We start from the raw sequence: 22415 nt of genomic DNA, 5'->3' as shown, positions 1-22415 counted from the left end.
GGTCCATGAGGCCCGGCGGGATGAGTCGGACAGGGATCCCCCGGGTAAAGCACCTACGGGTCCACGGGCCGCTGATCGTCCTCGGGACCGAGGGCGGGCTGGCCAACCCCTTCTACCGTGGATCACAGACGCGGCGTACCGCCGCAGAGTGGGAGTACGACGATGAGTCGCAAACTGGTTCGGCCCCGCCAGGGGCGCATGATCGCGGGCGTCTGCGCCGGCCTCGGGCAGCGGTTCGGCATGTCCGCCGGGATGGTCCGGCTGCTGTTCCTGCTGTCGCTGCTGCTGCCCGGCACCCAGGTGATCGTCTACCTGATCCTCTGGGTCCTCATGCCGAACGAGGACCGCTACCTCGCCTCCACCGGACACTGACCACCCCGGCCCCACCCACGCGGACCGCGGATCTTGACGCGGGGCGGTGGTGGGGCCGGCGGGTAGGTGCGCGAAGCGCCCGCTCCGACGTCCGGTCGGGGCGGGCGCTTCGGCGTACCGGTCAGGGGGCCGTGTAGGTGACCGTGATCTGCTGGTAGCCCAGGGACCGCAGCAGCCCCTCCAGCATCTTGCGGGTGTTCTCCTCGGCGCGGGCGGAGAGCCCGCTGTCCCGGGCGGCGGCGGTGATCCGTTCCTCGGCGAGCTGGTAGACCTGCTGCTGCCGGTTGGGGTCGTTGCCGACCAGGTCACCGAGCCGGTTGAGCAGACCGCGCTGCTCGGCGAAGACGTAGCTCTTCTCCAGGTCGAGGTTGGTCTCGCCGAGCTGCGGCGCGGGCAACTTGATCTCGACCGACTTGCCGTCCGCGGACTGGACGACGGCACCCTCACCGATCTTGGTGAAGTCGACGTACGCCTCGACACTGCCGGCGCCGACGAACAGGGTGCGCTCGTTGAGCAGGAAGTCCGGAACGTTGCGGCGGTCGTTCTGCGTGTCGACAACGACCTGGAAGTTGCCCTCGGCGGCCACGTAGCGGCTGAGGTCCTGGATCGACTTCAGCAGCGGCGGTTGGCTGCGGTCGGTCTGCTCCTTGGCGAACGGGTTGCGGAAGTCCGGCAGGAAGCCGGTCACCTGCACGCCGAGCAGCACGACCACGGCAAGCGCGGCGGCGCCGAGCAGGAGCAGCAGGCCACGGGCCGCCCCACCGCCCCCGGGGCCGCCCGGTGTGTCGGTGGTTGGTTCGGGTGTCGCGCTCGACCGCTCCTTGAGATCGTCACCGGTCGGGTAACCGGGGAACTCCTTCGTGGGCTCGTTGATGCCAGCGTCGCGGGCCATCACGCTCACCGTCCTCGTCAGACACGTCGTCTACCAATGACGGTACGGCCCCCGTACGACAGCCGCGCGGCGAGCGGCCGGAAAGCACAAACGGGCAGGTCAGGCGAAGGCGGAGAGCCCGGTGAGTCGCTGCCCCACGACGAGCTGGTGGATCTCCGAGGTGCCCTCGTAGGTCAGCACGCTCTCCAGGTTGTTGGCGTGCCGCATCACCGGGTACTCCCCGGAGACGCCGTTGGCGCCGAGGATGGTGCGGCACTGCCGGGCGATGGCCAGGGCCTCCCGCACGTTGTTCAGCTTGCCCACGCTGACCTGGTCGGGTCGCAGCCGGTCGGCGTCGGCGAGGCGGCCCAGGTGCAGCGCGAGGAGCTGCCCCTTGACCAGTTCGACGGCCATGTCGGCGAGCTTGGCCTGGGTGAGCTGGAAACCGGCGATCGGGCGACCGAACTGGGTGCGGGTGGTGGCGTACGCCAGGGTGGTCTCCAGGCAGTCCCGGGCGGCGCCGAGGGAGCCCCAGACGATGCCGTAGCGGGCTTCGGTGAGGCAGCTCAGCGGGGCCTTGAGCCCGCTGGCCCCGGGCAGTTGGGCGTCGGCCGGGAGCCGGACGTCGTCGAGCGCGATCTCGCCGGTCACCGACGCGCGCAGCGACATCTTGCGGTGGATCTCGCGGGCCGTGACACCGGGCGTGTCCATGGGTACGGCGAAGCCCCGCACGCCCTCGTCGGTGCGCGCCCAGATCACCGCGACGTCGGCGATGGGTGCGTTGGTGATCCACATCTTGCCGCCGGTGAGCAGCCAGTCGCCGCCGTCGCGGCGGGCACGGGTGGCCATGGAGGCGGGGTCGGAGCCGTGGTCGGGCTCGGTCAGGCCGAAGCACCCGATCGCCTCGCCGGTGGCCATCGACGGCAGCCAGCGCTGCTTCTGCTCCTCGCTGCCGTAGCGCCAGATGGCGTACATGGCCAGTGAGCCCTGCACCGAGACCAGCGAGCGGAGGCCGGAGTCGCCGGCCTCCAACTCCTGGCAGGCCAGCCCGTACGCGACGGCGGAGGCGCCGGCGCAGCCGTAGCCGGTGAGGTGCATGCCGAGCAGCCCGAGTGCGCCGAATTCGCGGGCCAGCTCGCGGGCCGGCACGCGGCCCTGCTCGTACCAGTCGGCGACGTGCGGGCGGACCCGGTCGTCGACGAGGTGGCGGACGACGTCACGGATCTGCCGCTCCTCGTCGGTGAGCGACGGGTCGAGGTCGAGCAGGTCCAGCGCAGCGGTCATGGACGCCACCTTAACGAAGCCTCAGCGCGGGGAAGAAGGGCTCGTCACTCGATCGGCTCGGAGAACACGAGCACCCGGGCGTGGATCTGGTTGCGCTGCTGGAGGGCCGCGCGCAGCGCCCGGTGCAGCCCGTCCTCCAGGTAGAGGCCGCCGTTCCACTGCACCACGTGCGGGAAGAGGTCACCGTAGAAGGTGGAGTCCTCGGCGAGAAGCTTGTCGAGCGCCAACTCGCGCTTGGTGGTGATCAACTGGTCCAGGCGCAGCGGACGCGGTGGAATCTCCGCCCACTGCTTGAGCGTCAGATTGTGCTCCGGATAGGGACGCCCGTCCCGGACCGCTCTGAAGATCACGACGGCACGCTCCCCTCCCCGTGGCCGGGCCGACCGACGGCGCCGAGCCGGGCCGCGGCGGGCACCGCGCGGCGCGGCACCGATTGACCGTGCCAGCCTAGCCGCACCGTGCACATTGCGTTCTGCTCCCTGATGTCAGTTTCGCCATCGGTCGTCCGATCTTCAAACGGACGAACGGGACATCAGGCTCAGCTCCACCGGCCGCGCCGCACCACCTCGTCCACTCCGCGACGCCCACGGCGCAACGACGGTGACCGATGGTCGGGTGCTCGGTAACCGACTGTCACCGCGCCGATGGGTTGGTACTCCTCCGGCACGCCGAACGCGTCCCGGTAGGTGGCCAGCCGCTGGGGCGGGATGCCGAAGAAACACGCCCCCAGCCCCTCGTCCACCGCCGTGAGCAACATCAGCAACGCGGCGAAGCCGGTGTCGACATGCCAGTACGGCACCGGCCAGCGGTCGGTCGACCGGTCCGTCCAACCCTTGTCCGGTTCGGCGTACCGCCCCAGGTAGGCCGACTCGTTGGCGTGCGGCACCACGATCAGTGGCGCCCGGCGCATCCCGGCCAGCCACCGCTCCCGGCCACCGCCGTCCGGCGTGGTCGCGGCCCAGAACCGGTCCCGGTCGGCGGCCTCCTCCAGCACGAGGAAGCCCCAGCCCTGCGCGAAGCCGGCCGACGGGGCGCGGATGGCATGGTCGAGCAGCCGGTCGACCACGTCGGGCGGGACGGGACGGTCCGGGTCGTAGTTGCGCACCATCCGCCGTCGACGGACGACCTCGGCGAACTCCATCAGGCTCCCGGGCGGATGCCCCAGGCACCCCGCCAGGTCGTGCCCGGCTTGAGCGTGAGCACGTCCTTACCCGACCGGAACGCGTCCGGCGGGCAGGTCATCGGCTCGATCGCCACCGAGCGGCGGTGCCGCTCCCCGGTGAGGGCGTCCCCGGTGAACACCTGCCACCAGCCGAACTCGGCGTCCGCCCAGATCCGCACACCCTTCGAGCCGTCCGGTGCCGCCAGGCTCACCGAGGAGCCGCCGTCCGCGTCGCGGATCACCCCGCCGAAGCAGAGGTCCAGCTCGGCGCCGCCGATCCGGCGCGGGCTGGTCCAGTCGTACTGGGTGCCGGCGACCGGGCTCGCCCCCACCGGCAGCAGCCGACCGTCCACCAGCACGCGGGTACGGGCGGGCAGGCGCAGGACCAGGTCGTCCACCGCGACGCCCGGCAGTTGCAGGTACGGGTGCACGGAGAACCCGAACGGCGCCAACTCCCCACCGATGTTCGTCACCTCGTGCTCGGCGCGCAGTCCGTCCGCGTCCACGCTCCACCGGCTGCGCAGCCGCAACGGCCACGGGTATCCGGGCTGCGGCGGCAGGTCGTAGCCGACCGTCACCGCGTCCGCCGACTGCTCCAGCAACTGCCACGGCACCCAGTTGACCAGCCCGTGGATGGCGACGTGCCGCTCCGGTTCGGTCAGTGACAGCTGGTGCGTCCGCCCGCCGAACGGGTAGCGGCCGTCACGGATCCGGTTCGGCCACGGCGCCAGCACCTGCCCGGCGCAGCCGGGGCAGGCCTCGTCGGTCCGGTACCCGTCGACCAGGTCGACGCCGTCGTGCCGGTACGTCCGCAGCCCGCCGCCCACCTCCACGATGACGGCCTCGTGGCCGGCGGCGGAGATGGTCCACTGTGCGCCGGAGAACGGACGCTGGTCGGGGCTTTCCATGCCGGCGACCCTAACCGGTCAGGTGCGGTCACCGCTCGACGTGGTCGCGGCCCGGTACCGCAGCAGCGCCGGGAACGCGACCGCGAGCACCACCACGAGGACCGCCGAGGCGAGACCGCCGGCGACCCAGGCGACCCCACCGCCGAAACCGGCGGCCATGGTGCCGGCCCGCAGGTCGCCCAGGCGCGGGCCACCGGCCACCACCACCGTGTTGACGCCCTGGAGCCGACCGCGCATCCGGTCCGGCGCGTACACCAGCAGCATCGACTGGCGCAGCACCGCGCTGATCAGGTCGGCGGCGCCGGCCACGGCGAGCAGGAGCACCATCAGCCACAGTTGGTGGGCGAGACCGGCTGCGGCGATCGCCAGGCCCCAACCGACGACGGCGAGCACCAGGCCGACGCCCTGCCGGCGGAGTCGGCCGATCCAGCCGGAGGTCAGCCCACCGATCATGGAGCCGATCGCGATGGCGCTGTAGAGCAGGCCGACCGACCCACCGCCGCCGAACCGCTCGTTCGCGATCTCCGGGAAGAGCGCCCGCGGCATGGCGAGGATCATGGCGATCAGGTCCACACCGAAGGACAGCAGCAGTACGGGGGTGCTGGCCAGGTAGCGGAATCCGTCGACGACGCTGGCCAGGCCGGCACGGCGGACCTGACCGTCCTCGGTCGGCTCGGGCGGCAGCCTGGGCAGACGCAGCGCGGCCCAGAGCATCGCCGTGAACAGCACCGCGTCCAGTCCGTACGCGATCGGCAGGACCACCGCGGTGTCCGGCGACGCGGAGAGGATCAGGCCGGCGGCCAGCGGCCCGGCCACCGAGGCCGCGGTGAACGTCGTGTAGTTCAGGGTGGTGGCCGAGGCCACCAGGTCCTCCGGCACCAGGCGGGGCAGCATCGCGCTGCGGGCCGGCGAACTGATCGCGAACGCCACCGACTGCACCGCCATCAGCGCCAGCAGCAGCACCGGGCTGCCGACGTCCAGGACCGCCTGGAGCAGCAGACCGAGAGTGGATGCCCAGAGCAACAATGAGCCGCCGAGCAGCACCGCACGGCGGTCACGGGCGTCGGCGACCGCGCCTCCCCACAACCCGAAGATCAACAGGGGTACGAAGGCCGCCACGCCCAGCAGACCCACCCAGAACGAGTCCCGGGTCAGGGCGTACATCTCCACCGGAACCGCGACGGCGGTGAACTGGAAACCGAACATCGCCACGGTGTTGCCGAGCCACAGCCGCCGGTACGCCGGGACACGCAGCGGACGGACGTCGATCGCCCAGCGGCGCGCTCCACGCGGCCGGGCCTCCTGCACACCGGTCACGGCGCCAGCCGCTCGACGGTCCAGGCGCCCCCGTCGACGTGGCGGAAGCGGAGCCGGTCGTGCAGCCGACCGGCCCGGCCCTGCCAGAACTCCACCGCGTCGGGGCGGACCCGCAGCCCACCCCAGTGCGGCGGGGTGGGGATGACCGCGTCGTCGGCGTACCGCTCGGCGACCTCCCGGTAGCGCTCATCCAGCGCGGCCCGGTCCGGCACCACCTGCGACTGAGGGCTGGCCCACGCGCCGAGCTGGGAGCCGCGCGGACGGCTGGCGAAGTACGCGTCGGTCTCGGCCCGGTCGACCGGGGCGATCCGACCGGTGACGACCACCTGCCGCTGCATGGCGAACCAGGGGAAGACCAGGCTCGCGTACGGGTTGGCGCTCGCCTCGACGCCCTTGCGGGAGAGGTGGTTGGTGAAGAACACGAACCCGCTCGGGTCGTACCCCTTGAGCAGCACCGTCCGCCCGCTCGGCCGGCCGGCGGCGTCGGCGGTGCCCACCACCATCGCGTTGGGTTCGGGTAGCCCGAAGGCCACCGCGTCGGCGAACCAGCCGTCGAACTGGGTGTGCCAGTCGACGGCCAGGTCAGCTTCGGTCAGGCCCAGGTCCGCGGCGTACTCGTTACGCATCGCGGCCGGGGCGGGTGTGTCGCCCGTCACGTCCCCACTCCTTCTCCGCGGCCCCGCCGGCGCCCTCCCGCGCTGACCAGCCCGCACCGCCCCCAGTCTCACCGAGCCGTGTGGAGAATGCGCGTCCGGGGATGTCGTGTGCAGCACAGTGGCGGTGGGTCGCGTATCCGGTTACTGAGCGGGCAAGATGTTCCGAACACATCCCTGAGGGTCGCCTGAGGCGCTCGGCCGATCGGGCCGGATGAGCCGGACCGGGCGCACCGACCAGATCCAGGAGAGCGACATGGCCGATTTCAAACCCGGACTGGAGGGCGTCGTCGCCTTCGAGACCGAGATCGCCGAACCCGACCGTGAGGGTGGCGCGCTGCGCTACCGCGGGGTCGACATCGAGGATCTGATCGGCCAGGTCTCGTTCGGCAACGTGTGGGCTCTGCTGGTCGACGGCCGCTTCGGGCCGGGCCTGCCGCCGGCGGAGCCGTTCCCGGTGCCGGTACACTCCGGCGACATCCGGGTCGACGTCCAGTCGGCGGTCGCCATGCTGGCGCCGTACTGGGGGCTCAGCCAGCTCCTGGACATCTCCGACGAGCAGGCCCGCGAGGACCTCGCCCGGGTCTCCGTGACCGCGCTCTCCTTCGTCGCCCAGTCCGCCCGCGGCCTCGGCCTGCCGGCGGTGCCGCAGAAGGAGATCGACAAGGCGCAGACCATCGTCGAGCGGTTCATGAAGCGTTGGCGGGGCGAGCCCGACCCGCGGCACGTCAAGGCCGTCGACGCATACTTCATCTCGGCCGCCGAGCACGGCCTGAACGCCTCCACCTTCACCGCCCGCATCGTCGCCTCCACCGGGGCGGACGCGGCGGCCTGCATCTCCTCCGGCATCGGTGCCCTCTCCGGCCCGCTGCACGGCGGCGCCCCGTCGCGGGTGCTCAGCATGCTGGAGGCCGTGGAGCGCAGCGGCGACGCCGAGGGCTACGTCAAGGGCGTCCTCGACCGCGGCGAGCGCCTGATGGGCTTCGGCCACCGCGTCTACCGCGCCGAGGACCCGCGCGCCCGCGTGCTGCGGCGCACCGCCAAGGAGCTGGGCGCGCCCCGCTTCGAGATCGCCGAGGCACTGGAGAAGGCGGCCCTGGCCGAGTTGCAGGCCCGCCGCCCGGACCGGGTGCTGGCCACGAACGTCGAGTTCTGGTCGGCCGTCGTGCTCGACTTCGCCGAGGTGCCCGCACACATGTTCACCTCGATGTTCACCTGCGCCCGGATGGGCGGCTGGAGCGCGCACATCCTCGAGCAGAAGCGCCTTCAGCGGCTGGTCCGCCCGTCCGCCCGGTACGTCGGCCCGGAGACCCGCAAGCCGTCCGACGTCGAGGGCTGGGCCGCCATCCCACACGGCGTCTGAGGTGTAAGGAAGGGCCCCTTCTTAACGCCTGGCGTATAGGAGGGGCCCCCTTCTAACGCCACCTGTTAAGAAGGGGCCCTTCCTTCGGGGCGGCCGGCGGGGGGACTGTGGCGAAGGCCTCAGAGCTGGCCTCGGGGGCCCGGCTTGAACCGATGGGTCCGGGTGCGAGGATGAGGGCCGGCAGTGTCGCCGGGCCCGCCCTCGCCCTTGCGGAAGGATCTTCAAGACCGTGGCTGACGCACCGATCATCCGGATTCCCGATGAGATCAAGCCCACTGACGGACGTTTCGGCTGCGGCCCGTCCAAGGTCCGTCCCGCGGCGGTGTCCGCCCTCGCCGAGGTCGCGACGAGCTACCTGGGCACCTCGCACCGGCAGAAGACGGTCCGCGACCAGGTGTCGCGGCTGCGCTCAGGCATCGCCCAGTTCTTCTCGCTGCCCGAGGGCTACGAGGTTGTGATCGGCAACGGCGGCACCACCGCGTTCTGGGAGGTCGCCACCTTCGGCCTGATCCGTGACCGGGCGCAGTTCGCGAGCTTCGGCGAGTTCGGCGCCAAGTTCGCCAAGTCGGTCAAGGACGCGCCGTTCCTGGGCGAGCCGACCGTTCGCAAGGCGGACGCGGGCAGCGCGCCGGCCCTGGTCGCCGAGTCCGGTGTCGACGTGTACGCGACTCCGCAGAACGAGACCTCCACCGGTGTGGCGGTGCCGATCAGCCGGGTTGCCGGGGCGGACGAGGGGTCGCTGCTGCTCGTCGACGCCACCTCGGGCGCGGGTGGCCTGGAGGTGAACGTCGGCGAGACCGACGTCTACTACTTCGCGCCGCAGAAGTGCTTCGGCTCCGACGGCGGTCTCTGGCTGGCCCTGATGTCGCCTGCCGCGCTGGAGCGGGCCGCCGAGATCAAGGCGTCCGGGCGGTACATCCCGGCGTTCCTCGACCTGGTCACCGCGATCGACAACTCGCGGCTGGAGCAGACGTACAACACCCCGGCGTTGGCGACCATCTTCCTGGCCGCCGAGCAGACCGACTGGATGAACGCGCAGGGCGGCCTGGCCTGGGCGGCCAAGCGCACCGCGGAGAGCGCCGCGACGGTGTACGGCTGGGCGGAGCGGTCCACGGTGGCCACCCCGTTCGTCACCGATCCGGCGCTGCGGTCCAACGTGGTCGCCACCATCGACTTCGCCGACGGGGTGGACGCCACCGCGATCGCGAAGGCGCTGCGGGCCAACGGCATCGTGGACACCGAGCCGTACCGCAAGCTCGGCCGCAACCAGCTGCGGGTGGCGCTCTTCCCGGCCGTCGAGCCGTCCGACGTCGAGGCGTTGACCGCGTCCATCGACTACGTGGTCGAGCGCCTCTGAGGTTCGTCACGGTCGGTGTTCGTGGGGGCCTCCACGGACACCGACCGTGATCATCGTTGCAGCTCAGTCGCGACATGCGGGGTGTCGCTTCCCCCACCCCGAGACAGATGCGCGTACGGTGGTCCGAGACGCCTGGGTGGCCGACTCGTGGCGTGCGGCCAACGAAGCGGGACGGAGGCAACGCTATGCGCCCAGTACGCTTCGTCGCCCTCTCCGAGGACGGCCATGCCCTGGTTCTCGCGGACGAGGTCGGGCGGCTGCTCGCCCTGCCGATCGACGAACGGATCGCCGGCGCGTTGCACGCCGAGCCGGGTGCGCCGCCGCTCCCGGCCGCGCCGACGACCGTCGACCTGGTTCCGTCGCTGTCCCCTCGGGACATCCAGGCCCGCATCCGCTCCGGTGAGTCCGCCGAGGACGTCGCCCGGATCGCCGGGGTGCCTGTCGACCGGGTGCTGCGGTACGCCGGTCCGGTGCTCCAGGAGCGCGCGATGCTCGCGCAGCACGCCCGCCGCACCCGGCTCAAGGGTGCGGAGAAGCCCACCCCGCTCGCCGAGGTGGTCAACGGTCGGCTGAGCCAGCACGGCATCGACACCGAGAAGATCTCCTGGGACGCGTACCGGCGGGACGACGGCACCTGGCGGATCATCGCGACCTGGCCGTCCGGCAAGGCGACCGCGCAGGCGATCTGGGATCTGGACAAGACCCGGCAGGCGGTCACCCCGCACGACGACATGGCGCAGTATCTGTGCGCGGAGCGGCCCACGCCGATCCTGGGTCAGGAGCCGGCGCCGGAGCGGGGTGGGCATGCCCTGCCCGGTCCGTCGCGTGGCGAGCCGAGCCGTGGTGGTCACGGGCTTCCGGCGGCGTCGGAGCACCCGCGCCCCGGTCGGGATCCGATCCGCGCTGGTCGGGACGCGCTGCTCGCCTCACTGGACCGTCCGCTCGGCGCCTCGTCGGGTCGTGGGCTGGAGCCGCGTACTCCGGCTGCCCTTGCGGGTTCGGACGCTCCCCGGCAGCGGCCGGTCGGTGGTGGTGCGGCGGCGCTGCTCGGCGGCGGCCAGGGTTCGGCCTTCGACGACGACTCGGACGCGCCCAAGGAGGTGCCGGCCGTGCCGTCGCTGGCGGTCCTGCGGCCGCGCCGGACCGGTGCCGCGGCGGCTTCCGCCGGCGGCGGCGAGTCCACCGATGCGAACGGCAAGCCGCGTAAGCGGCTGCCGAGCTGGGACGACGTGCTCTTCGGCAGTGGCCCCGCCGCGCGTGAGTCCTCCTGACGCTTCGCGTTGACGGGTGGCGGTTCGCCACCCGTCGGCGCGAGGCACGCGGCGGGTCCGCTGCCCGACCTTCACCTGGTGCTTGTCGTGTCGTCGGCGTCTCGTCGACCGAGGTCGGCGACCTCGCGTACGGCGGCGGCGATCGTCCGGAAGTCCTTCTTGAGGATCGCTCCGTGGTTGCTGTCCACCTTCGCGGCGATCCGGATGTGTGGGTTGCGGGCGGTGGCGGCGTCGAGGCCGGCGCGGATCCGTTCCTGCTCGTCGCCTCGGCTTCCGAGGGATGTGCCGGAGGCGACCACGTACCGCACCGGGACGGTGATGGCGTCCAGCACCGGGCCCAGTTCGCGTTCGCGGGAGAGCCTGCCGAGTTCGATGTTGCTGTCCGCCATCTGCTCGGCGTTCATTCGTGGGGTGAGGCCGGTCGGGCGTAGCAGCGGCATGAACAGGTTCATTCGCCGGAACAGTTTGCGGATGCGCTGCTCCATGGCCTCGTCGAGCCAGTCGTACGGGAATGCGCCGTCGATCAGGACGGCACCCGTGGCGCGGTCCGGGTTCCGGTTGGCCCAGTGCGCTCCGACGACCGCCCCGTACGACCAGCCGACGAGCAGGGCCCGGTCCACTCCTCTGGCCGCGAGGACTGCGTCGACGTCCCGGACGGCGGCTTCGAAGGAGTAGTCCGCCGAACGCTTCGACGTCCTGCCGCGTGCCCGTTCGTCGTAGGTGATGTGCCGCCATTCGGGGCCCAGGTCGGCGATCAGCCGCCGCCAGTAGCCCTGGGTGGAGAACTGGCCGTTGAGGTAGAGCACGGGGGTGCCGGGGCCGCCGGTGTCGGTGACGGCCAGGGCGGTGTCGTCGACCGGCACCAGGCCGGTCCAGGTTGCGCTGTGCGCGGAGGTGTTCATCTCGATCCCTTCCCGGTTCAGAGGCTGCGGGCGGTGATGTCGCCCTGGGTGGTGGTGGCGTGGATGTCGAGGTCGGTGGTGCCGTTGTTCTTGAGGGCGTTGCTGACGCGGCCGTGGCCGGTGCCGGCGTCCAGGGCGGCGGAGGCGCCGGCGGTGACGCCGATGGAGATGTCGCCGGAGTGGGTACGAAGCACGACGGTGCCGCGCATGGCCTCGGCGATGGTGATGTCGCCGCGTGCGGTGCTGATCTCCGCCGGGCCGTTGAGCCGGCCGATCTCGACGTCGCCGTCGACCGCGGTGAGGCGGAGGCTCTCGGCCTCGTCAATTTTGATCTTCCGGTGCGCCCCGTCGAAGGCGACGTCGCCGAGGCGTCCGACGCCCCGTAGCTCGGTACAGGCGGTGTGGGCTTCGATGCGGGAGCCGGCGGGCAGTTGGACGGTGACCTCCAGGGAGCCGGACGGGCCGAGAAGCTTGCTGCCGGGGTTGGTGGTGGTGATCCGCAGGACGCCGTCGGTGCAGGTGACGGCGGTCCGCTCGGCGGCCTTCACGTCGCGGTTCCTGGCGGGGTCGGTGGGCCGCACGTCGACTGTGGTGTCGGCGCGGTCCGCGGCGATGAACTGGATGCGTCCGGCGGGGATGGTCAGGACTGCGGTGATCGGGGCGGGGGTGTCGAACGTCTGCATCGTGCTCTCCCGTGTTCGTCGTGTTTCCAATACCGGAAACGCTACGTTGCGTTCAAGATTCAGGCAACAAGCTTGTTGCATCGCATTCCGATATCCCCAGCTAGATGGCAGCATTTCGTTGCAATGGACGCACGGAGAACGCAACAAAGCTGTCACCACACGTTGCAATGGATGAAGGTGAACGCTATGGTGACGGCTCAGGGAGCGCACCGTAGGACCACCGAGGAGATCGCGATGCCGGGAGGAAGACTCACCCAGCAGGAACGCCAGCAGATCGCGTCAGGGCTGGCCGACAGCCTCCCCTACGCCGAGATCGCGCGTCGCCTCGACCGTCCCACCTCGACGATCACCCGTGAGGTGATGCGCAACGGCGGCCCCACCGGCTACCGCGCCGACCTGGCCCACCGCGCCACCGAACGTCGCGCGCACCGGCGGGGGTCCGCCGCCTCCCGAAGTGCCGACTCGATCACCCAGCCGCACGGCCGCGACGCTCCGGCCGTCGCCGAGTACGAGGAGACCTTCACCACGGTCCTCATGGCGTCGGGTCTGACCAAGATGGCGGCCCGCGTGTTGACCTGCCTGTTCACCACCGATGCGGGCAGCCTGACCGCGTCCGAGCTCGCCCAGCGGCTCCAGGTCAGCCCGGCGTCCATCTCCAAGGCGATCACCTTCCTGGAGAGCCAGAGCCTGGTACGCCGGGAACGCGACGAACGACGCCGCGACCGCTACCTCATCGACGACGAGCTCTTCTACCAGGCGACGATCGCCAGCGCCCGAGCCAACGACCAGCTCGTCGCAACCGCACGCCAGGGCGTGGCCCTGCTCGGCGCGCACACCCCCGCCGCCGCCCGGCTGGAGAACATCGCCCGCTTCCTCGACTTCATCAGCGAGAGCATCGTCCGCGCCGCCGAACAGGCCCGCGAGGTCCTGCACGCCGGTCAGAGCGGCCAGACGGCGAGCCGGTCGTAGCGCGGTCGCGGGCCGAGGTGGCTGCGCACCAGCAGCAGCTCCGTCGCCGACCAGTCCGGCCCTCGGTAGGTGTCCAGAGCGGCCACGTCGGCGTCGACGTCCGCCGGAGCGACCCGGTCGCCGGGCCGCGCGATGGTGAGGTGCGGCCGGAACGGCCTGTCGTCGTACGGCAGCCGGGCGTGCCGCAGCCGGTCACGGACGTGCAGGGCCAGCGTGTGCAGCACCTCCACGTCGCCCCGCAGGGCCACCCAGAGCACCGTGGACCGGCCGCGGCCGAAGTGACCCCCGCCGCCGAGGCTCAACCGGGGTACGGCGTCCCGACCGTCGCGGAACCGCTCGGCGGCCAGCCCGAGCGCACTCTCCACCTCGACCAGTCGGGCGGCCTCGACCGCACCGAGGAACGCCACGGTGAGGTGCAGGTGGGCGGGGTCGGCGAGCCGGACGTTCACGCCGGCGGCGGTCGCCGCCGCGACACGTAGCCGGGCCACCCGCGCCCAGAGATGGTCGACCGCCTCGACGGGCGGGCAGACCGCGACGAAGAGCCGCACGCAGCACCGGTCTAGTGGTGCCGTTGCCGATGGCCGGCGCGGGCCGCCGGCAGGGTCAGACCGGCGGCGTGCAGCACGCCCTCGACCCGTACCCGCTCGATCTCCCGGTCGACGCCCTCCAGCTCGCCGAGGTGTTCGGTGATGCCGAGGGCGCGGCACGCCAGTCGCAGCCGGTCGTCGTACGCCTGGAGCACCGTGCCGTGCCACACCATGGACCGGCCCGTGCCGCCGAGCCGCTGGCCGCCGAGGCGGCGCAGGTCGGCGGCGAGGTGTTCCAACGGACGCCGGTCCGGCCGGTCGAACTCGCTGAGGTCGATGTCCCGGGTCAACGCGTCGGCTTCGATGGCCCGGTCGAGGCGGGCGATCGTGCGTTTCTCCAGTCGGCGCTCACGCCACTCGGACCAGCCGCAGACCACCCGGTCGAGGATCTCGTCGTAGCAGAAGAGCAGCGCGAACGCCGCCGGAAGGCTGGCCACGGCGAGGAACGCCAGGGCCAGCATCAGCGCGCGTCCGACTCCCACGCATCGACGCTAAGCCCCGTCGTGCCGCCTCGCCAGCGATTTGGCCGCATCCGCGTCATCCGCTCATCGGGACGGCGGCGCCTCGTCGACCTCGCCGGCGTGCCTCAGCAGTCGGTGGAGGTGACGTAGAAGCGGGGCATCGGCAGCACCCGGAAGCGCAGCCGGGCACCGGAGCGGCGCAGCTGCCAGGTGAGCGCGACCAACGCGGCGGCCAGCGAGATCAGCCCGCCCATCCAGATGCTGGCACCGGCGCCGAAGCGCTCCGCGACCCAGCCGATCAGCGGCGCGCCGACCGGGTTGGTACCCAGGAACACCAGCACCCACAGCGCCATCACCCGTCCCCGGAACGCCGCGTCCACGCCCAACTGGACCCGCTGGTTGGCGGCCTGGGCGAAGAAGACCATGAAGAACCCGGTGGGTACGAGCAGTGCCACGACCAGCCAGTACGTCCCCGCGAAGCCGACAAGCGTGCCGAAGCTGGCGCAGGCGATAGCGGCACCGAGCACGAGCCAGACCGACGGGCGGCTACGCCGGCCGGTGCCGCTGAGCGCACCGCCGAGCGCGCCGACGGCGAGGGCGGTGCTGAACAGGCCGAAGGAGGCCGCACCGGTGTGGAAGACCGTCTTGGCCAGCGCGGCCAGGGTGAGCTGGAAGTTGAACAGCGACATGCCGATCACCGACATGACCGCCATCGGCAGCAGCAGGTCCGGTCGACGCCACACGTACCGCAGGCCGTCGACCACCTTCGCGGACGCCCGCTCGTCGCGCGGCAGCAGGGCGTCGCGGTGCAGTTCGGCCGTCCGCATCCGTACGACGTTGACCAGCGGCGCGACCGAGCTGAGGGCGGTGAACAGGAAGACCGGGCCGACGTCGAACGCGGCGATGGCCAGGCCGGCGACGGCCGGGCCGACGATCCGGGCCGAGTTGAACACGGCGGCGTTGAGCGACAAGGCGTTGGGCAGCAGGGGCGTACCGACGAGCTCGGAGACGAACGCCTGGCGGACCGGGGTCTCCACGGCGTTGGCCGTGCCGAGCAGGGCGGCGAACGCGAAGACGTGCCAGAGCTGCACCAGGTCGGTGAGGACCAGCACGGACATGCCGAGGGCCAGCACGGTCCAGAAGGCGTTGGCGACGAACAGCAACACCCGCTTGTCGTACCGGTCGGCGAGCCGACCGGAGAACAGCGTGAGCAGCAGCACCGGGGTGAACTGACACGCGGTGACCACACCGAGCGCGGTCGCCGAGTTGTCGGAGAGGTCGAGGACGAGCCAGTCCTGGGCGATGAACATCATCCAGACACCGATCAGTTTGATCAGTTGCCCGGATGCGAAGAGCCGGTAGTTGCGGACCTGTAGGGACTGGAACATCGTGCTCAGCTTCGCCTGCACTCTTGGTGCGCCTCCTCGGACGTACGCGTCATCGACAGGTGACGGCACGGCCCGGGTGGTGCGGGCGTGACTCAGGCGCGAGCGAGCTGCTGGAGAATCTGGGCGGCCCTGTGCAGGGTCTCCCGTTCGTCTTCGTCGAGCGCGGCCAGCCGGTGTGCCAGCCACTCGTCGCGGGCCCGCTCGAACTGGTCGAGCACGGCCTGCCCTCCTTCGGTAGCCGCGAGGATGACCTGCCGGCCGTCGGTCGGGTGGGGTGTCCGCCGCACGAGGCCGCGGTCCTCCAACTTCCCGACGATCTTGGTCATCGTCGGTGGCTGCACCCGCTCGACGTCGGCCAGTTCCCGGGGCGTCATGGCACCCGCCAGCCGGAGGCTGGTGAGCGCGGAGACCTGGGTGACCGTGAGGTCGCCGACCGGTCGGGCCTGGCGGACCCGCCGGTTGAGTCGGGTGATCGCATCACGCAACTGGGGAGCCAGCTGCGCCGGTGGCACGCGTTCCGCCGTCACCGTCCGCTCCATCACGTTAGTTAGCTTAACTAATGAGCATGGCTAACGACATCCGTTATGACCAGGCTCACGGGGATGTTTGTGCACTTCCGGGCGGGGAATCCGATCCGATTCCCCGCCCGGACGCACGTCAGAGCACCAGGGACTCGATCGGCCCGCGCAGGAAGTACAGCACGAACAGGGCGGCCACCCCGTACAACAGCGGGTGGATCTCCCGGGCCTTGCCCCGGGCCAGCTTCACCACCACGAAGGTGATCAGACCGGCGCCGATCCCGTTCGAGATCGAGTAGGTGAACGGCATCAGCACGATGGTGAGGAACGCCGGGATCGCGATCTCGTAGTCGGACCAGTCGATCGTCCGCACCGCGGTCATCATCAGGAAACCGACCACCACCAGGGCCGTCGACGCCGCCTCGAACGGCACGATCACCACAAGCGGCGCCAGGAACATCGCCAGCAGGAACAGCGCGCCGGTGACCAGGTTGGCCACCCCGGTCCGGGCGCCCTCCGCGACACCGGCGGCACTCTCGATGTACGACGTGTTGCTGGAGGTGCTCGCCGCACCACCGGCCGCCGCCGCGATCGAGTCGACGAGCAGGATCTCCTTGGCCTTCGGCGGGGTGCCCTTCTCGTCGAGCAGGCCACCCTCCTGGCCGACCGCCACCATCGTGCCCATGGTGTCGAAGAAGTCCGTGATCAACAGGGTGAAGACGAACATCAGCACGACCAGCCAGCCGGCACGACCCCACGAGTCGAGCACGTTGAACTTGCCCAGCAGCGACAGGTCGGGCAGGTCCACCACCGTCTTCGGCAACTCCGGCACGTTCAGCGACCAACCCTTCGGGTTGGGCTTGCCGTCGACGAACGACGGACCGATGTTGCCGACCGCCTCCACGATCACCGCCAGCACGGTGGACGCGAGGATGCCGATCAGGATCGCGCCCTTCACCCGGCGCACCACCAGCACCAGGGTGATCAACAGACCCACCACGAAGACCAGCATCGGCCAGCTCACCAGCTTGCCGCCGATGCCCAGGCCGACCGGGACGGTGGTGTTGGCGTCGTCCGGGTTCCGTCGGACGAAGCCGGCGTCCACCAGACCGATGATGGTCAGGAAGAGACCGATTCCGACCCCGATCGCGGTCTTCATCTGGGTGGGCACCGAGCGGAACACCGCGGTCCGCAGACCGGTCAGCACCAGCACCGCGATGATCACACCCTCGATCACCACCAGGCCCATCGCGTCGGCCCAGGTCATCTCCGGCGCGATCTCGTACGCCACAAGCGCGTTGACGCCCAGACCGGCGGCGAGGGCCAGCGGGAACCGGCCGACCACCCCCATCAGGATCGTCATCAGGCCGGCCACCAGCGCCGTCGCGGCGGCCAGCGCGGGAATCGGGAGGGTCTTGCCGTCCCCGTCGACGGCGCCGCCGAGGATCAGCGGATTGAGCACCACGATGTACGCCATCGTGAAGAAGGTCGCCAGGCCACCGCGTACCTCGCGGCTCATCGTCGAGCCGCGGGCGGAAATCTCGAAGAACCGGTCGAAACCGTTACGCGGGTGAGCGGGGTCGGGGGGTGTGCCGTTCTCGGGCGGCGCTACTGCCATCGGGTCCTCGCAGGTGATCTTCCGGTTGTCGCGCGCATCGTCCCAGATCACCGGCGGGCAGGGGAAGTGGATCGCGTACGCTTGCCCGATGCCGAACGAGCAGCCGCCGCGGCCCGCGCCACTCGACCCGCCGATGGTGCCGTTCGCGGTCGCCGGGCTGATCGCCTGGGCGGTGGCCGGGCTCGTCCTGTTGATCTTCTTTCGGGGCTGGCTGACCGACAACGGTCACGAGAACTGGCTCTGGACCTGCCTGGCCGGGTTCCTGTGGGGCTTCCCCGGCCTCGCCGTGATGCTGCGGCACGACGCCAACCGGCGCCGCCGCCGCGCGAGCTGACCCCGCCGACGCGAACCGTCAGGGATGCCCGTACGGCTCCGCCGGCTCGGCGGCCTCCACCGATCCCGGCGCGCGGCTGACCGACATGGCCTCCACGGCGCTGTCGTCGTACACCGTGGGTAGTTCCTCGACGGCGGTCTCGACCGCCTCGATGAGCGTCTCGGAGTGGGCGCCGCAGCCGTGGTCGGCGCTGACCACCCGGCCGTCGTCGGGGGCGTAGAAGTTGCCACAGGCGCCGAAGGCCTGCCGCATCGCACCCGCCAGCGGCAGGTAGAAGCCGCACGTGCCGCAGCGGGCGGCGGCTGGTGCGGCCGTGGAGATCGCGGCGGACGGGCCGTGCTCACCCTCGTACCAGCGCTGCGCCACGTCGATCCGACCCTCCCGGGAGAGCACCCGCGCACGCCCGAGACCCAACTCCCACGCGGTCTCCTCGACCGCCGGGTCGTCGGAGAGCAGGTAGCCGGGGACCAGCCGGTCGTCGTCCGGCGAAGTCGGCAGGAGGTCACCCGGGCCGAGGTCGCCCGGCTTGAGACGCTCCTGCCAGGGCAGCCAGCCGGGCGCGAGCAGCGCGTCCGAGCCGGGCAGCAGCACCGTCTCGCAGATCGTCACGGTCTTGCTGCGCGGCACCCGGGTGACGGTGACCGCCCACCGCCAGCCCCGGTAACCGGCGAGCCGGCATTCGAAGTAGTGGGTGACCAGCCGATCGCCCTCGGCGACGACCTGCAGGTGGTCGCCGACGTCGTCGGCGTCGACCTCGGTGATGCCGGCACGAGCCACCTCGACGGCGGCGGCGCAGACCTGGTCGAGACGAGCGGCACGGGTGGAGGCGGGCCTGGTCACCCGACCATTGTTCCCCATGCCACCCGCAGGGGTGACAGGGACTCCCGGGGAACCTTTCCCCGCAGTGGTGCGGCGCACCTGGATCAGATGGGCGAGGATGGTGCACATGCCGTCGTACTCCCGCTCCGGGCGTTCCGTCCTCGGGCGGACCGTCGGCTCCGGCATCCGGGCGGTCCGCCTGTTGCTGCGTGGTTCGTTGGGCAGCGGACGCTGGGTGACCCGCCGGGCCGGCCGGGCCCGGGCGCGGGGCGCCGGCGGCGAGGTCGGCATGGTCCGCCTGTTCGATCTGCACGCGCTGTCCTGCGCCGGTGACACGCTGATCGCCATCGGCCTGGCCGGGACGATCTTCTTCAACGTCCCACTGGGCGAGGCCCGCAGCAAGGTCGCGCTCTACCTGCTGGTGACCATGGTGCCGTTTGCGATGCTCGCCCCCGTGGTGGGCCCGCTGCTGGACCACTTCCGGCACGGCCGGCGGTACGCCCTGGCCGCCACCATGCTCGGCCGCGCGTTCCTGGCCTGGCTGATCTCCGACTACATCCACGGGTTCGGGCTCTACCCGGCGGCGTTCGGTGTGCTCGCGCTGTCCCGCGCGTACGGCGTGGCCCGCTCCGCCGCGGTGCCCCGGCTGCTGCCCGAAGGGCTGGGCCTGTCGCAGGTGGGCGCGCGGGCGAGCGTCTACGGCACGGTCGCGGGCGCGCTCGTGGCGCCGATCGGGTTGGCCGCGTTCTGGTTCGGGCCGCAGTGGCCACTTCGGGTCGCGTCGGTGATCTTCCTGATCGGCATGGTGATCTCCCTGCGGCTGCCGCCGAGGGCCGACTCGGAGCCGCCCGAGCGCGTGCCCCGTCCGCTGCGGGCGTTGGGCCGCCGTGGGGGCGACCGGCCGCTGGGCCGTGGCCGACCCGCCGGGCGGCTGGTGATCGCGACCCTGATCGGTGCCGCGACGCTGCGCGCGGCGTACGGCTTCCTGCTGCTCTTCCTCGCCTTCGCGATCAAGAAGGGCGACCTGACCACCGACGTTTTCGGCCGGGATCTGGGCGCCGAGTGGGCGTTGGGGCTGGTCGGCGGCGCGCTGGCGGTCGGCAGTTTCCTGGCCACCGCCGTCGGCACCCGGCTGCGCATCCACCGACCGGCCACCATCCAGTCCAGCAGCATGGTCATCGTTGCCGGCGTGGCGGTGCTCGCCGTGATCCAGTTCTCGCTGCCGATGGTGGCCTTGCTCTGCCTGGTCACCGCACTGGTGAGCGGCGTGGCGAAGCTGGCCGTGGACGCCTCGATCCAGGAGCGCATTCCGGAGCGGTTGCGGGCCAGTTCGTTCGCCCACTCGGAGACGGTGCTGATGTTGGCGTTCGTCGCCGGCGGCGGGCTCGGGCTGGTGCCGTTCGACGGGCGGGTGGGCATCGCGGTCGCCGCCGGGGTGGCCGTACTGGCCGCCACCCGGGGTGTGCTTGTCGCCGCCCGGCTGCGCGGCGAGAAGCTGGCCGGCCGGCCGCTGGGCGACGACGAACTGGTCGACGACGAGCCGGTTGACGAGCCGGCGGACCCGACGCCCACCTCCCCGGCACCCAACCAGGCCGGTTCGCCGCAGTACGACGAGCCGGGTCTCGCCCCGCCGGGCTACCACATCTACCGGCCGTCGTCGTCGGTCGGCGGCCCGGGGGGCGGCAGTGACGAGGAGTCCCGCCGGGAGTCTCCCGGGCCGCTGTCGTGAGCGGCCTGCTCGTGGTGACCGCGGTGCCCGCCGAGGCGGACGCGGTCCGGGCCGGTCTGACCGACACCACCGTGACCGTCGCCCCGGTCGGGGTGGGTCCGGCGGTGGCCGGCGCCGCCACCGCCCGGCTGCTGGCGCTGGCCGAGGCGGCCGGACGGCCGTACCGTGCGGTGGTCAGCGCCGGCGTGGCCGGCGGCTTCGTCGGGCGGGTCGCGGTCGGCGACACGGTGCTGGGCACCGCCAGCATCGCCGCCGATCTGGGCGCCGGGTCGCCCGACGGTTTCATCCCGATCGACGAGCTGGGCATGCCGCCGGCGCTGCTCGGCGGCGGCAGCGTGGTGCCGGCCGACCCGAGTTTGCTGGCGGCGCTGCGGGCCGCCCTGCCGACCGCCGCCCTCGGCCCGGTGTTGACGGTCAGCACGGTCACGGGCACCGCGGCCGGCACCGAGGAGCTGCGCGGGCGGCATCCGGAGGCGGTCGCCGAGGCCATGGAGGGGTACGGGGTGGCGGTCGCCGCCGCGCAGGCCGGTGTGCCCTTCGCTGAGCTGCGTACCATCTCCAACCCGATCGGCCCGCGCGACCGCGACGCCTGGCGGCTGCGCGAGGCCCTCACCGCCCTGTCCCTGGCGGCCCCGGCGCTGCGCTGACGGGCCCGACCTCGAGCGCGAGCGCCGACGGCCGACTTGGCTGAAGCTCGAATCCGCAGGCGAGCAGGAACTGGACGTTGCCGGCCTCGGCCGTCGCGTGGGTGGTCCGGATGCCGGCCACCGCCATCTCCCTGGCCAGCAGGCCGATCAGCTGCCGCCCGATACCCAGGGTCCGCAGACCGGGAGCAACGAGGACGCCCTCCAACACCAGCTCACGCCGGTCGCCCCAGTCCTCGCCGAGGAGCAGGTCGAAGCTCCGCTCGTGGGCCCTCAGCTCGCCAACGGGCCCCGCACCGGGCACCTCCGCGAGAAAGCGCCACGAGGTGGGCGGCAGCCCTTCGGTGGCACGCCGAAACCGCACCTCGGCCCGCGTCCGGTTCCGCAACCGTCGCTCGTCGCGCCGCGCTCGATCCCGGTCGTAGGTCAGCTCCGGGACGCGGACCGGCCACAGCCGCTGCGGAAGGGTGTACGAGTGCACCCACCAGGCGCCCGGCCAGTCCTTGAGGGTGCGGACCGGCCGGACGTCGAGGTGCGCCGGGTACCGACGGCCGGCCTCGTCCCGTGGCTCGTCCTCCCGTGCATCCTCTGGCTCGCCGACCGCGCTGCGGGAGGGGTCGCCCGGCATCGTGACAGCGAGCTCGCCGCCAGCCGCACGGACCAGCCGCTCCACCGTCCGGAACGCCGGCTGGGCACCCTGCCCCGCCTCGATCCGCGCCACAGTGCTCTTCGGGACCCCGGCCTGCGCGGCCAACTCCCGCTGGCTCAGATCGGCACGGCGACGAAGATCCCGCAGCGTCGCCCCCACGTCGATCGCACCCTCGTCGGCAGCCACCCCACGATGGTTTTCCGCTCAGACCGCGCCGTCAACAGCACCCGTCCACCTGTGGACAACCCTGTGGATAATGTCGCCGTCGGTGTGCACATCCCTTGCTGAGTGCCTGTAGAGCTGCCCCGTGGATGGGGCAAGCCGGGTGCACGTTGACGACCGGGCGGGCCCGCAGGTCCGCAGGTCCGCGGTCCGCAGGCCCGCAGGTCCGCGGTCCGCAGATCCGCAGGTCCGCCGGTCACCCTGACGAACGAGGCACGACCCACCCCGCCGGCGGCCGTATCCACGTTGATCGTCACCGCCGCCATCGCGCCCCACTCACGGGGCAGCTCTACAGGCAGCAGCGGTGACCACCGCCACGGCACCACCAAGAAGG

Annotated in this window: 24 protein-coding genes and 1 pseudogene; 9 read left to right on the top strand and 16 right to left on the bottom strand. The window is 71.8% G+C overall.

Going from position 1 to position 22415, the window contains the following annotated elements:
• Positions 1-162 precede the first annotated feature (162 nt).
• Complete coding sequence (locus tag ABZS77_RS03515) at positions 163-372, top strand: PspC domain-containing protein (RefSeq protein ID WP_354816434.1); 210 nt, start codon at positions 163-165, stop codon at positions 370-372.
• A gap of 121 nt (positions 373-493) precedes the next feature.
• Here ABZS77_RS03515 and ABZS77_RS03510 read toward each other — a convergent pair whose 3' ends face one another.
• The 7 genes from ABZS77_RS03510 to pdxH all read right to left on the bottom strand — a co-directional run bounded on the left by ABZS77_RS03510 (position 494) and on the right by pdxH (position 6540).
• The gene (locus ABZS77_RS03510) at positions 494-1264 is read right to left on the bottom strand and encodes a DUF4230 domain-containing protein (RefSeq protein ID WP_354816431.1); all 771 of its coding nucleotides are present in this window, start codon (positions 1262-1264) and stop codon (positions 494-496) included.
• A 99-nt stretch (positions 1265-1363) separates the two neighbouring features.
• On the bottom strand, positions 1364-2527 hold the full coding sequence (locus ABZS77_RS03505) for an acyl-CoA dehydrogenase family protein (protein WP_354816428.1): 1164 nt from the start codon (positions 2525-2527) through the stop codon (positions 1364-1366).
• 44 nt (positions 2528-2571) lie between these two features.
• Entirely contained in the window at positions 2572-2877 is a 306-nt protein-coding gene (locus ABZS77_RS03500) for a type II toxin-antitoxin system VapB family antitoxin (protein WP_354816425.1), read from the bottom strand.
• 188 nt (positions 2878-3065) lie between these two features.
• Entirely contained in the window at positions 3066-3668 is a 603-nt protein-coding gene (locus tag ABZS77_RS03495; RefSeq protein WP_354816422.1) for a nitroreductase family protein, read from the bottom strand.
• The gene (locus tag ABZS77_RS03490) at positions 3668-4597 is read right to left on the bottom strand and encodes an aldose 1-epimerase family protein (protein WP_354816419.1); all 930 of its coding nucleotides are present in this window, start codon (positions 4595-4597) and stop codon (positions 3668-3670) included. The genes ABZS77_RS03495 and ABZS77_RS03490 overlap by 1 nt, the downstream gene beginning before the upstream one ends.
• 18 nt (positions 4598-4615) lie before the next feature.
• The gene (locus tag ABZS77_RS03485; protein WP_354816416.1) at positions 4616-5914 is read right to left on the bottom strand and encodes an MFS transporter; all 1299 of its coding nucleotides are present in this window, start codon (positions 5912-5914) and stop codon (positions 4616-4618) included.
• Positions 5911-6540 (bottom strand): pyridoxamine 5'-phosphate oxidase, encoded by a 630-nt coding sequence (pdxH, locus tag ABZS77_RS03480; RefSeq protein ID WP_354817172.1) that lies wholly within the window; start codon positions 6538-6540, stop codon positions 5911-5913. The genes ABZS77_RS03485 and pdxH overlap by 4 nt, the downstream gene beginning before the upstream one ends.
• 283 nt (positions 6541-6823) lie before the next feature.
• Here pdxH and ABZS77_RS03475 point away from each other — a divergent pair, with 283 nt between their 5' ends.
• The 3 genes from ABZS77_RS03475 (at position 6824) to sepH (ending at position 10558) form a co-directional block, all read left to right on the top strand.
• Positions 6824-7930, top strand: coding sequence for a citrate synthase 2 (locus ABZS77_RS03475; protein WP_354816413.1), 1107 nt, complete (start codon positions 6824-6826; stop codon positions 7928-7930).
• Positions 7931-8159: 229 nt separating this feature from the next.
• A complete protein-coding gene (gene serC, locus ABZS77_RS03470; RefSeq protein WP_354816410.1) occupies positions 8160-9287 on the top strand; it encodes a phosphoserine transaminase in 1128 nt (375 codons plus the stop codon).
• Between the two features lie 185 nt (positions 9288-9472).
• The gene (gene sepH, locus ABZS77_RS03465) at positions 9473-10558 is read left to right on the top strand and encodes a septation protein SepH (protein WP_354816407.1); all 1086 of its coding nucleotides are present in this window, start codon (positions 9473-9475) and stop codon (positions 10556-10558) included.
• Between the two features lie 71 nt (positions 10559-10629).
• On the opposite strand, the gene ABZS77_RS03460 is transcribed toward sepH, so the two are convergent.
• Positions 10630-11460 carry an alpha/beta fold hydrolase gene (locus tag ABZS77_RS03460; protein WP_354816404.1) on the bottom strand — a complete coding sequence of 277 codons (831 nt, stop codon included), beginning with the start codon at positions 11458-11460 and terminating at the stop codon, positions 10630-10632.
• Positions 11461-11477: 17 nt separating this feature from the next.
• Complete coding sequence (locus ABZS77_RS03455) at positions 11478-12143, bottom strand: DUF4097 family beta strand repeat-containing protein (protein ID WP_354816401.1); 666 nt, start codon at positions 12141-12143, stop codon at positions 11478-11480.
• A 123-nt stretch (positions 12144-12266) separates the two neighbouring features.
• Here ABZS77_RS03455 and ABZS77_RS03450 point away from each other — a divergent pair.
• Positions 12267-12575, top strand: a pseudogene (locus tag ABZS77_RS03450) (helix-turn-helix domain-containing protein); the annotation flags it as partial.
• 102 nt (positions 12576-12677) lie between these two features.
• Entirely contained in the window at positions 12678-13112 is a 435-nt protein-coding gene (locus ABZS77_RS03445) for a MarR family transcriptional regulator (RefSeq protein ID WP_354817169.1), read from the top strand.
• On the opposite strand, the gene thpR is transcribed toward ABZS77_RS03445, so the two are convergent.
• From thpR to ABZS77_RS03420, 5 genes are all read right to left on the bottom strand, one after another.
• Complete coding sequence (gene thpR, locus ABZS77_RS03440; RefSeq protein WP_354816398.1) at positions 13082-13660, bottom strand: RNA 2',3'-cyclic phosphodiesterase; 579 nt, start codon at positions 13658-13660, stop codon at positions 13082-13084. The genes ABZS77_RS03445 and thpR overlap by 31 nt on opposite strands.
• Positions 13661-13671: 11 nt before the next feature.
• Positions 13672-14181 (bottom strand): hypothetical protein, encoded by a 510-nt coding sequence (locus ABZS77_RS03435; RefSeq protein ID WP_354816395.1) that lies wholly within the window; start codon positions 14179-14181, stop codon positions 13672-13674.
• Positions 14182-14285: 104 nt separating this feature from the next.
• Positions 14286-15569 carry an MFS transporter gene (locus tag ABZS77_RS03430; RefSeq protein WP_354816392.1) on the bottom strand — a complete coding sequence of 428 codons (1284 nt, stop codon included), beginning with the start codon at positions 15567-15569 and terminating at the stop codon, positions 14286-14288.
• Between the two features lie 71 nt (positions 15570-15640).
• Positions 15641-16090 carry a MarR family transcriptional regulator gene (locus ABZS77_RS03425; protein ID WP_208760915.1) on the bottom strand — a complete coding sequence of 150 codons (450 nt, stop codon included), beginning with the start codon at positions 16088-16090 and terminating at the stop codon, positions 15641-15643.
• A 115-nt stretch (positions 16091-16205) separates the two neighbouring features.
• Positions 16206-17684 carry an NCS2 family permease gene (locus ABZS77_RS03420; RefSeq protein WP_354817166.1) on the bottom strand — a complete coding sequence of 493 codons (1479 nt, stop codon included), beginning with the start codon at positions 17682-17684 and terminating at the stop codon, positions 16206-16208.
• An 88-nt stretch (positions 17685-17772) separates the two neighbouring features.
• On the opposite strand from ABZS77_RS03420, the gene ABZS77_RS03415 reads away from it, so the two are divergent.
• Entirely contained in the window at positions 17773-18018 is a 246-nt protein-coding gene (locus ABZS77_RS03415; RefSeq protein WP_139584040.1) for a DUF2530 domain-containing protein, read from the top strand.
• Between the two features lie 18 nt (positions 18019-18036).
• Here ABZS77_RS03415 and ABZS77_RS03410 read toward each other — a convergent pair whose 3' ends face one another.
• Positions 18037-18966: a DUF3027 domain-containing protein gene (locus tag ABZS77_RS03410; RefSeq protein WP_354816389.1), complete on the bottom strand. Its 930-nt coding sequence runs from the start codon at positions 18964-18966 to the stop codon at positions 18037-18039.
• Between ABZS77_RS03410 and ABZS77_RS03405 the strand changes: the two genes are divergently transcribed.
• Complete coding sequence (locus ABZS77_RS03405) at positions 18965-20566, top strand: MFS transporter (RefSeq protein ID WP_354816386.1); 1602 nt, start codon at positions 18965-18967, stop codon at positions 20564-20566. The genes ABZS77_RS03410 and ABZS77_RS03405 overlap by 2 nt on opposite strands.
• Positions 20563-21213, top strand: a complete 651-nt coding sequence (locus ABZS77_RS03400) for a futalosine hydrolase (protein ID WP_354816383.1) — start codon at positions 20563-20565, stop codon at positions 21211-21213. The genes ABZS77_RS03405 and ABZS77_RS03400 overlap by 4 nt, the downstream gene beginning before the upstream one ends.
• On the opposite strand, the gene ABZS77_RS03395 is transcribed toward ABZS77_RS03400, so the two are convergent.
• Positions 21176-22045 (bottom strand): GNAT family N-acetyltransferase, encoded by an 870-nt coding sequence (locus ABZS77_RS03395; protein ID WP_354816380.1) that lies wholly within the window; start codon positions 22043-22045, stop codon positions 21176-21178. The genes ABZS77_RS03400 and ABZS77_RS03395 overlap by 38 nt on opposite strands.
• Between the last annotated feature and the right edge of the window lie 370 nt (positions 22046-22415).

Source organism: Micromonospora sp. NPDC005298, assembly GCF_040607375.1.
Lineage (GTDB): Bacteria > Actinomycetota > Actinomycetes > Mycobacteriales > Micromonosporaceae > Micromonospora.
The sequence above is the reverse complement of the archived record's forward strand: the minus strand, read 5'-3'. Positions and strand labels throughout refer to the sequence as shown.

Bases quoted from the DNA above. Each gene is read 5' to 3' on its own strand.
- ABZS77_RS03515 (WP_354816434.1), top strand. From the start codon at position 163: ATGAGTCGCAAACTGGTTCGGCCCCGCCAGGGGCGCATGATCGCGGGC.
- ABZS77_RS03510 (WP_354816431.1), bottom strand. From the start codon at position 1,264: ATGGCCCGCGACGCTGGCATCAACGAGCCCACGAAGGAGTTCCCCGGT.
- ABZS77_RS03505 (WP_354816428.1), bottom strand. From the start codon at position 2,527: ATGACCGCTGCGCTGGACCTGCTCGACCTCGACCCGTCGCTCACCGAC.
- ABZS77_RS03495 (WP_354816422.1), bottom strand. From the start codon at position 3,668: ATGGAGTTCGCCGAGGTCGTCCGTCGACGGCGGATGGTGCGCAACTAC.
- ABZS77_RS03490 (WP_354816419.1), bottom strand. From the start codon at position 4,597: ATGGAAAGCCCCGACCAGCGTCCGTTCTCCGGCGCACAGTGGACCATC.
- pdxH (WP_354817172.1), bottom strand. From the start codon at position 6,540: ATGCGTAACGAGTACGCCGCGGACCTGGGCCTGACCGAAGCTGACCTG.
- ABZS77_RS03475 (WP_354816413.1), top strand. From the start codon at position 6,824: ATGGCCGATTTCAAACCCGGACTGGAGGGCGTCGTCGCCTTCGAGACC.
- sepH (WP_354816407.1), top strand. From the start codon at position 9,473: ATGCGCCCAGTACGCTTCGTCGCCCTCTCCGAGGACGGCCATGCCCTG.
- ABZS77_RS03460 (WP_354816404.1), bottom strand. From the start codon at position 11,460: ATGAACACCTCCGCGCACAGCGCAACCTGGACCGGCCTGGTGCCGGTC.
- ABZS77_RS03455 (WP_354816401.1), bottom strand. From the start codon at position 12,143: ATGCAGACGTTCGACACCCCCGCCCCGATCACCGCAGTCCTGACCATC.
- ABZS77_RS03445 (WP_354817169.1), top strand. From the start codon at position 12,678: ATGGCGTCGGGTCTGACCAAGATGGCGGCCCGCGTGTTGACCTGCCTG.
- ABZS77_RS03420 (WP_354817166.1), bottom strand. From the start codon at position 17,684: ATGGCAGTAGCGCCGCCCGAGAACGGCACACCCCCCGACCCCGCTCAC.
- ABZS77_RS03415 (WP_139584040.1), top strand. From the start codon at position 17,773: ATGCCGAACGAGCAGCCGCCGCGGCCCGCGCCACTCGACCCGCCGATG.
- ABZS77_RS03405 (WP_354816386.1), top strand. From the start codon at position 18,965: ATGCCGTCGTACTCCCGCTCCGGGCGTTCCGTCCTCGGGCGGACCGTC.
- ABZS77_RS03410 (WP_354816389.1), bottom strand. From the start codon at position 18,966: ATGTGCACCATCCTCGCCCATCTGATCCAGGTGCGCCGCACCACTGCG.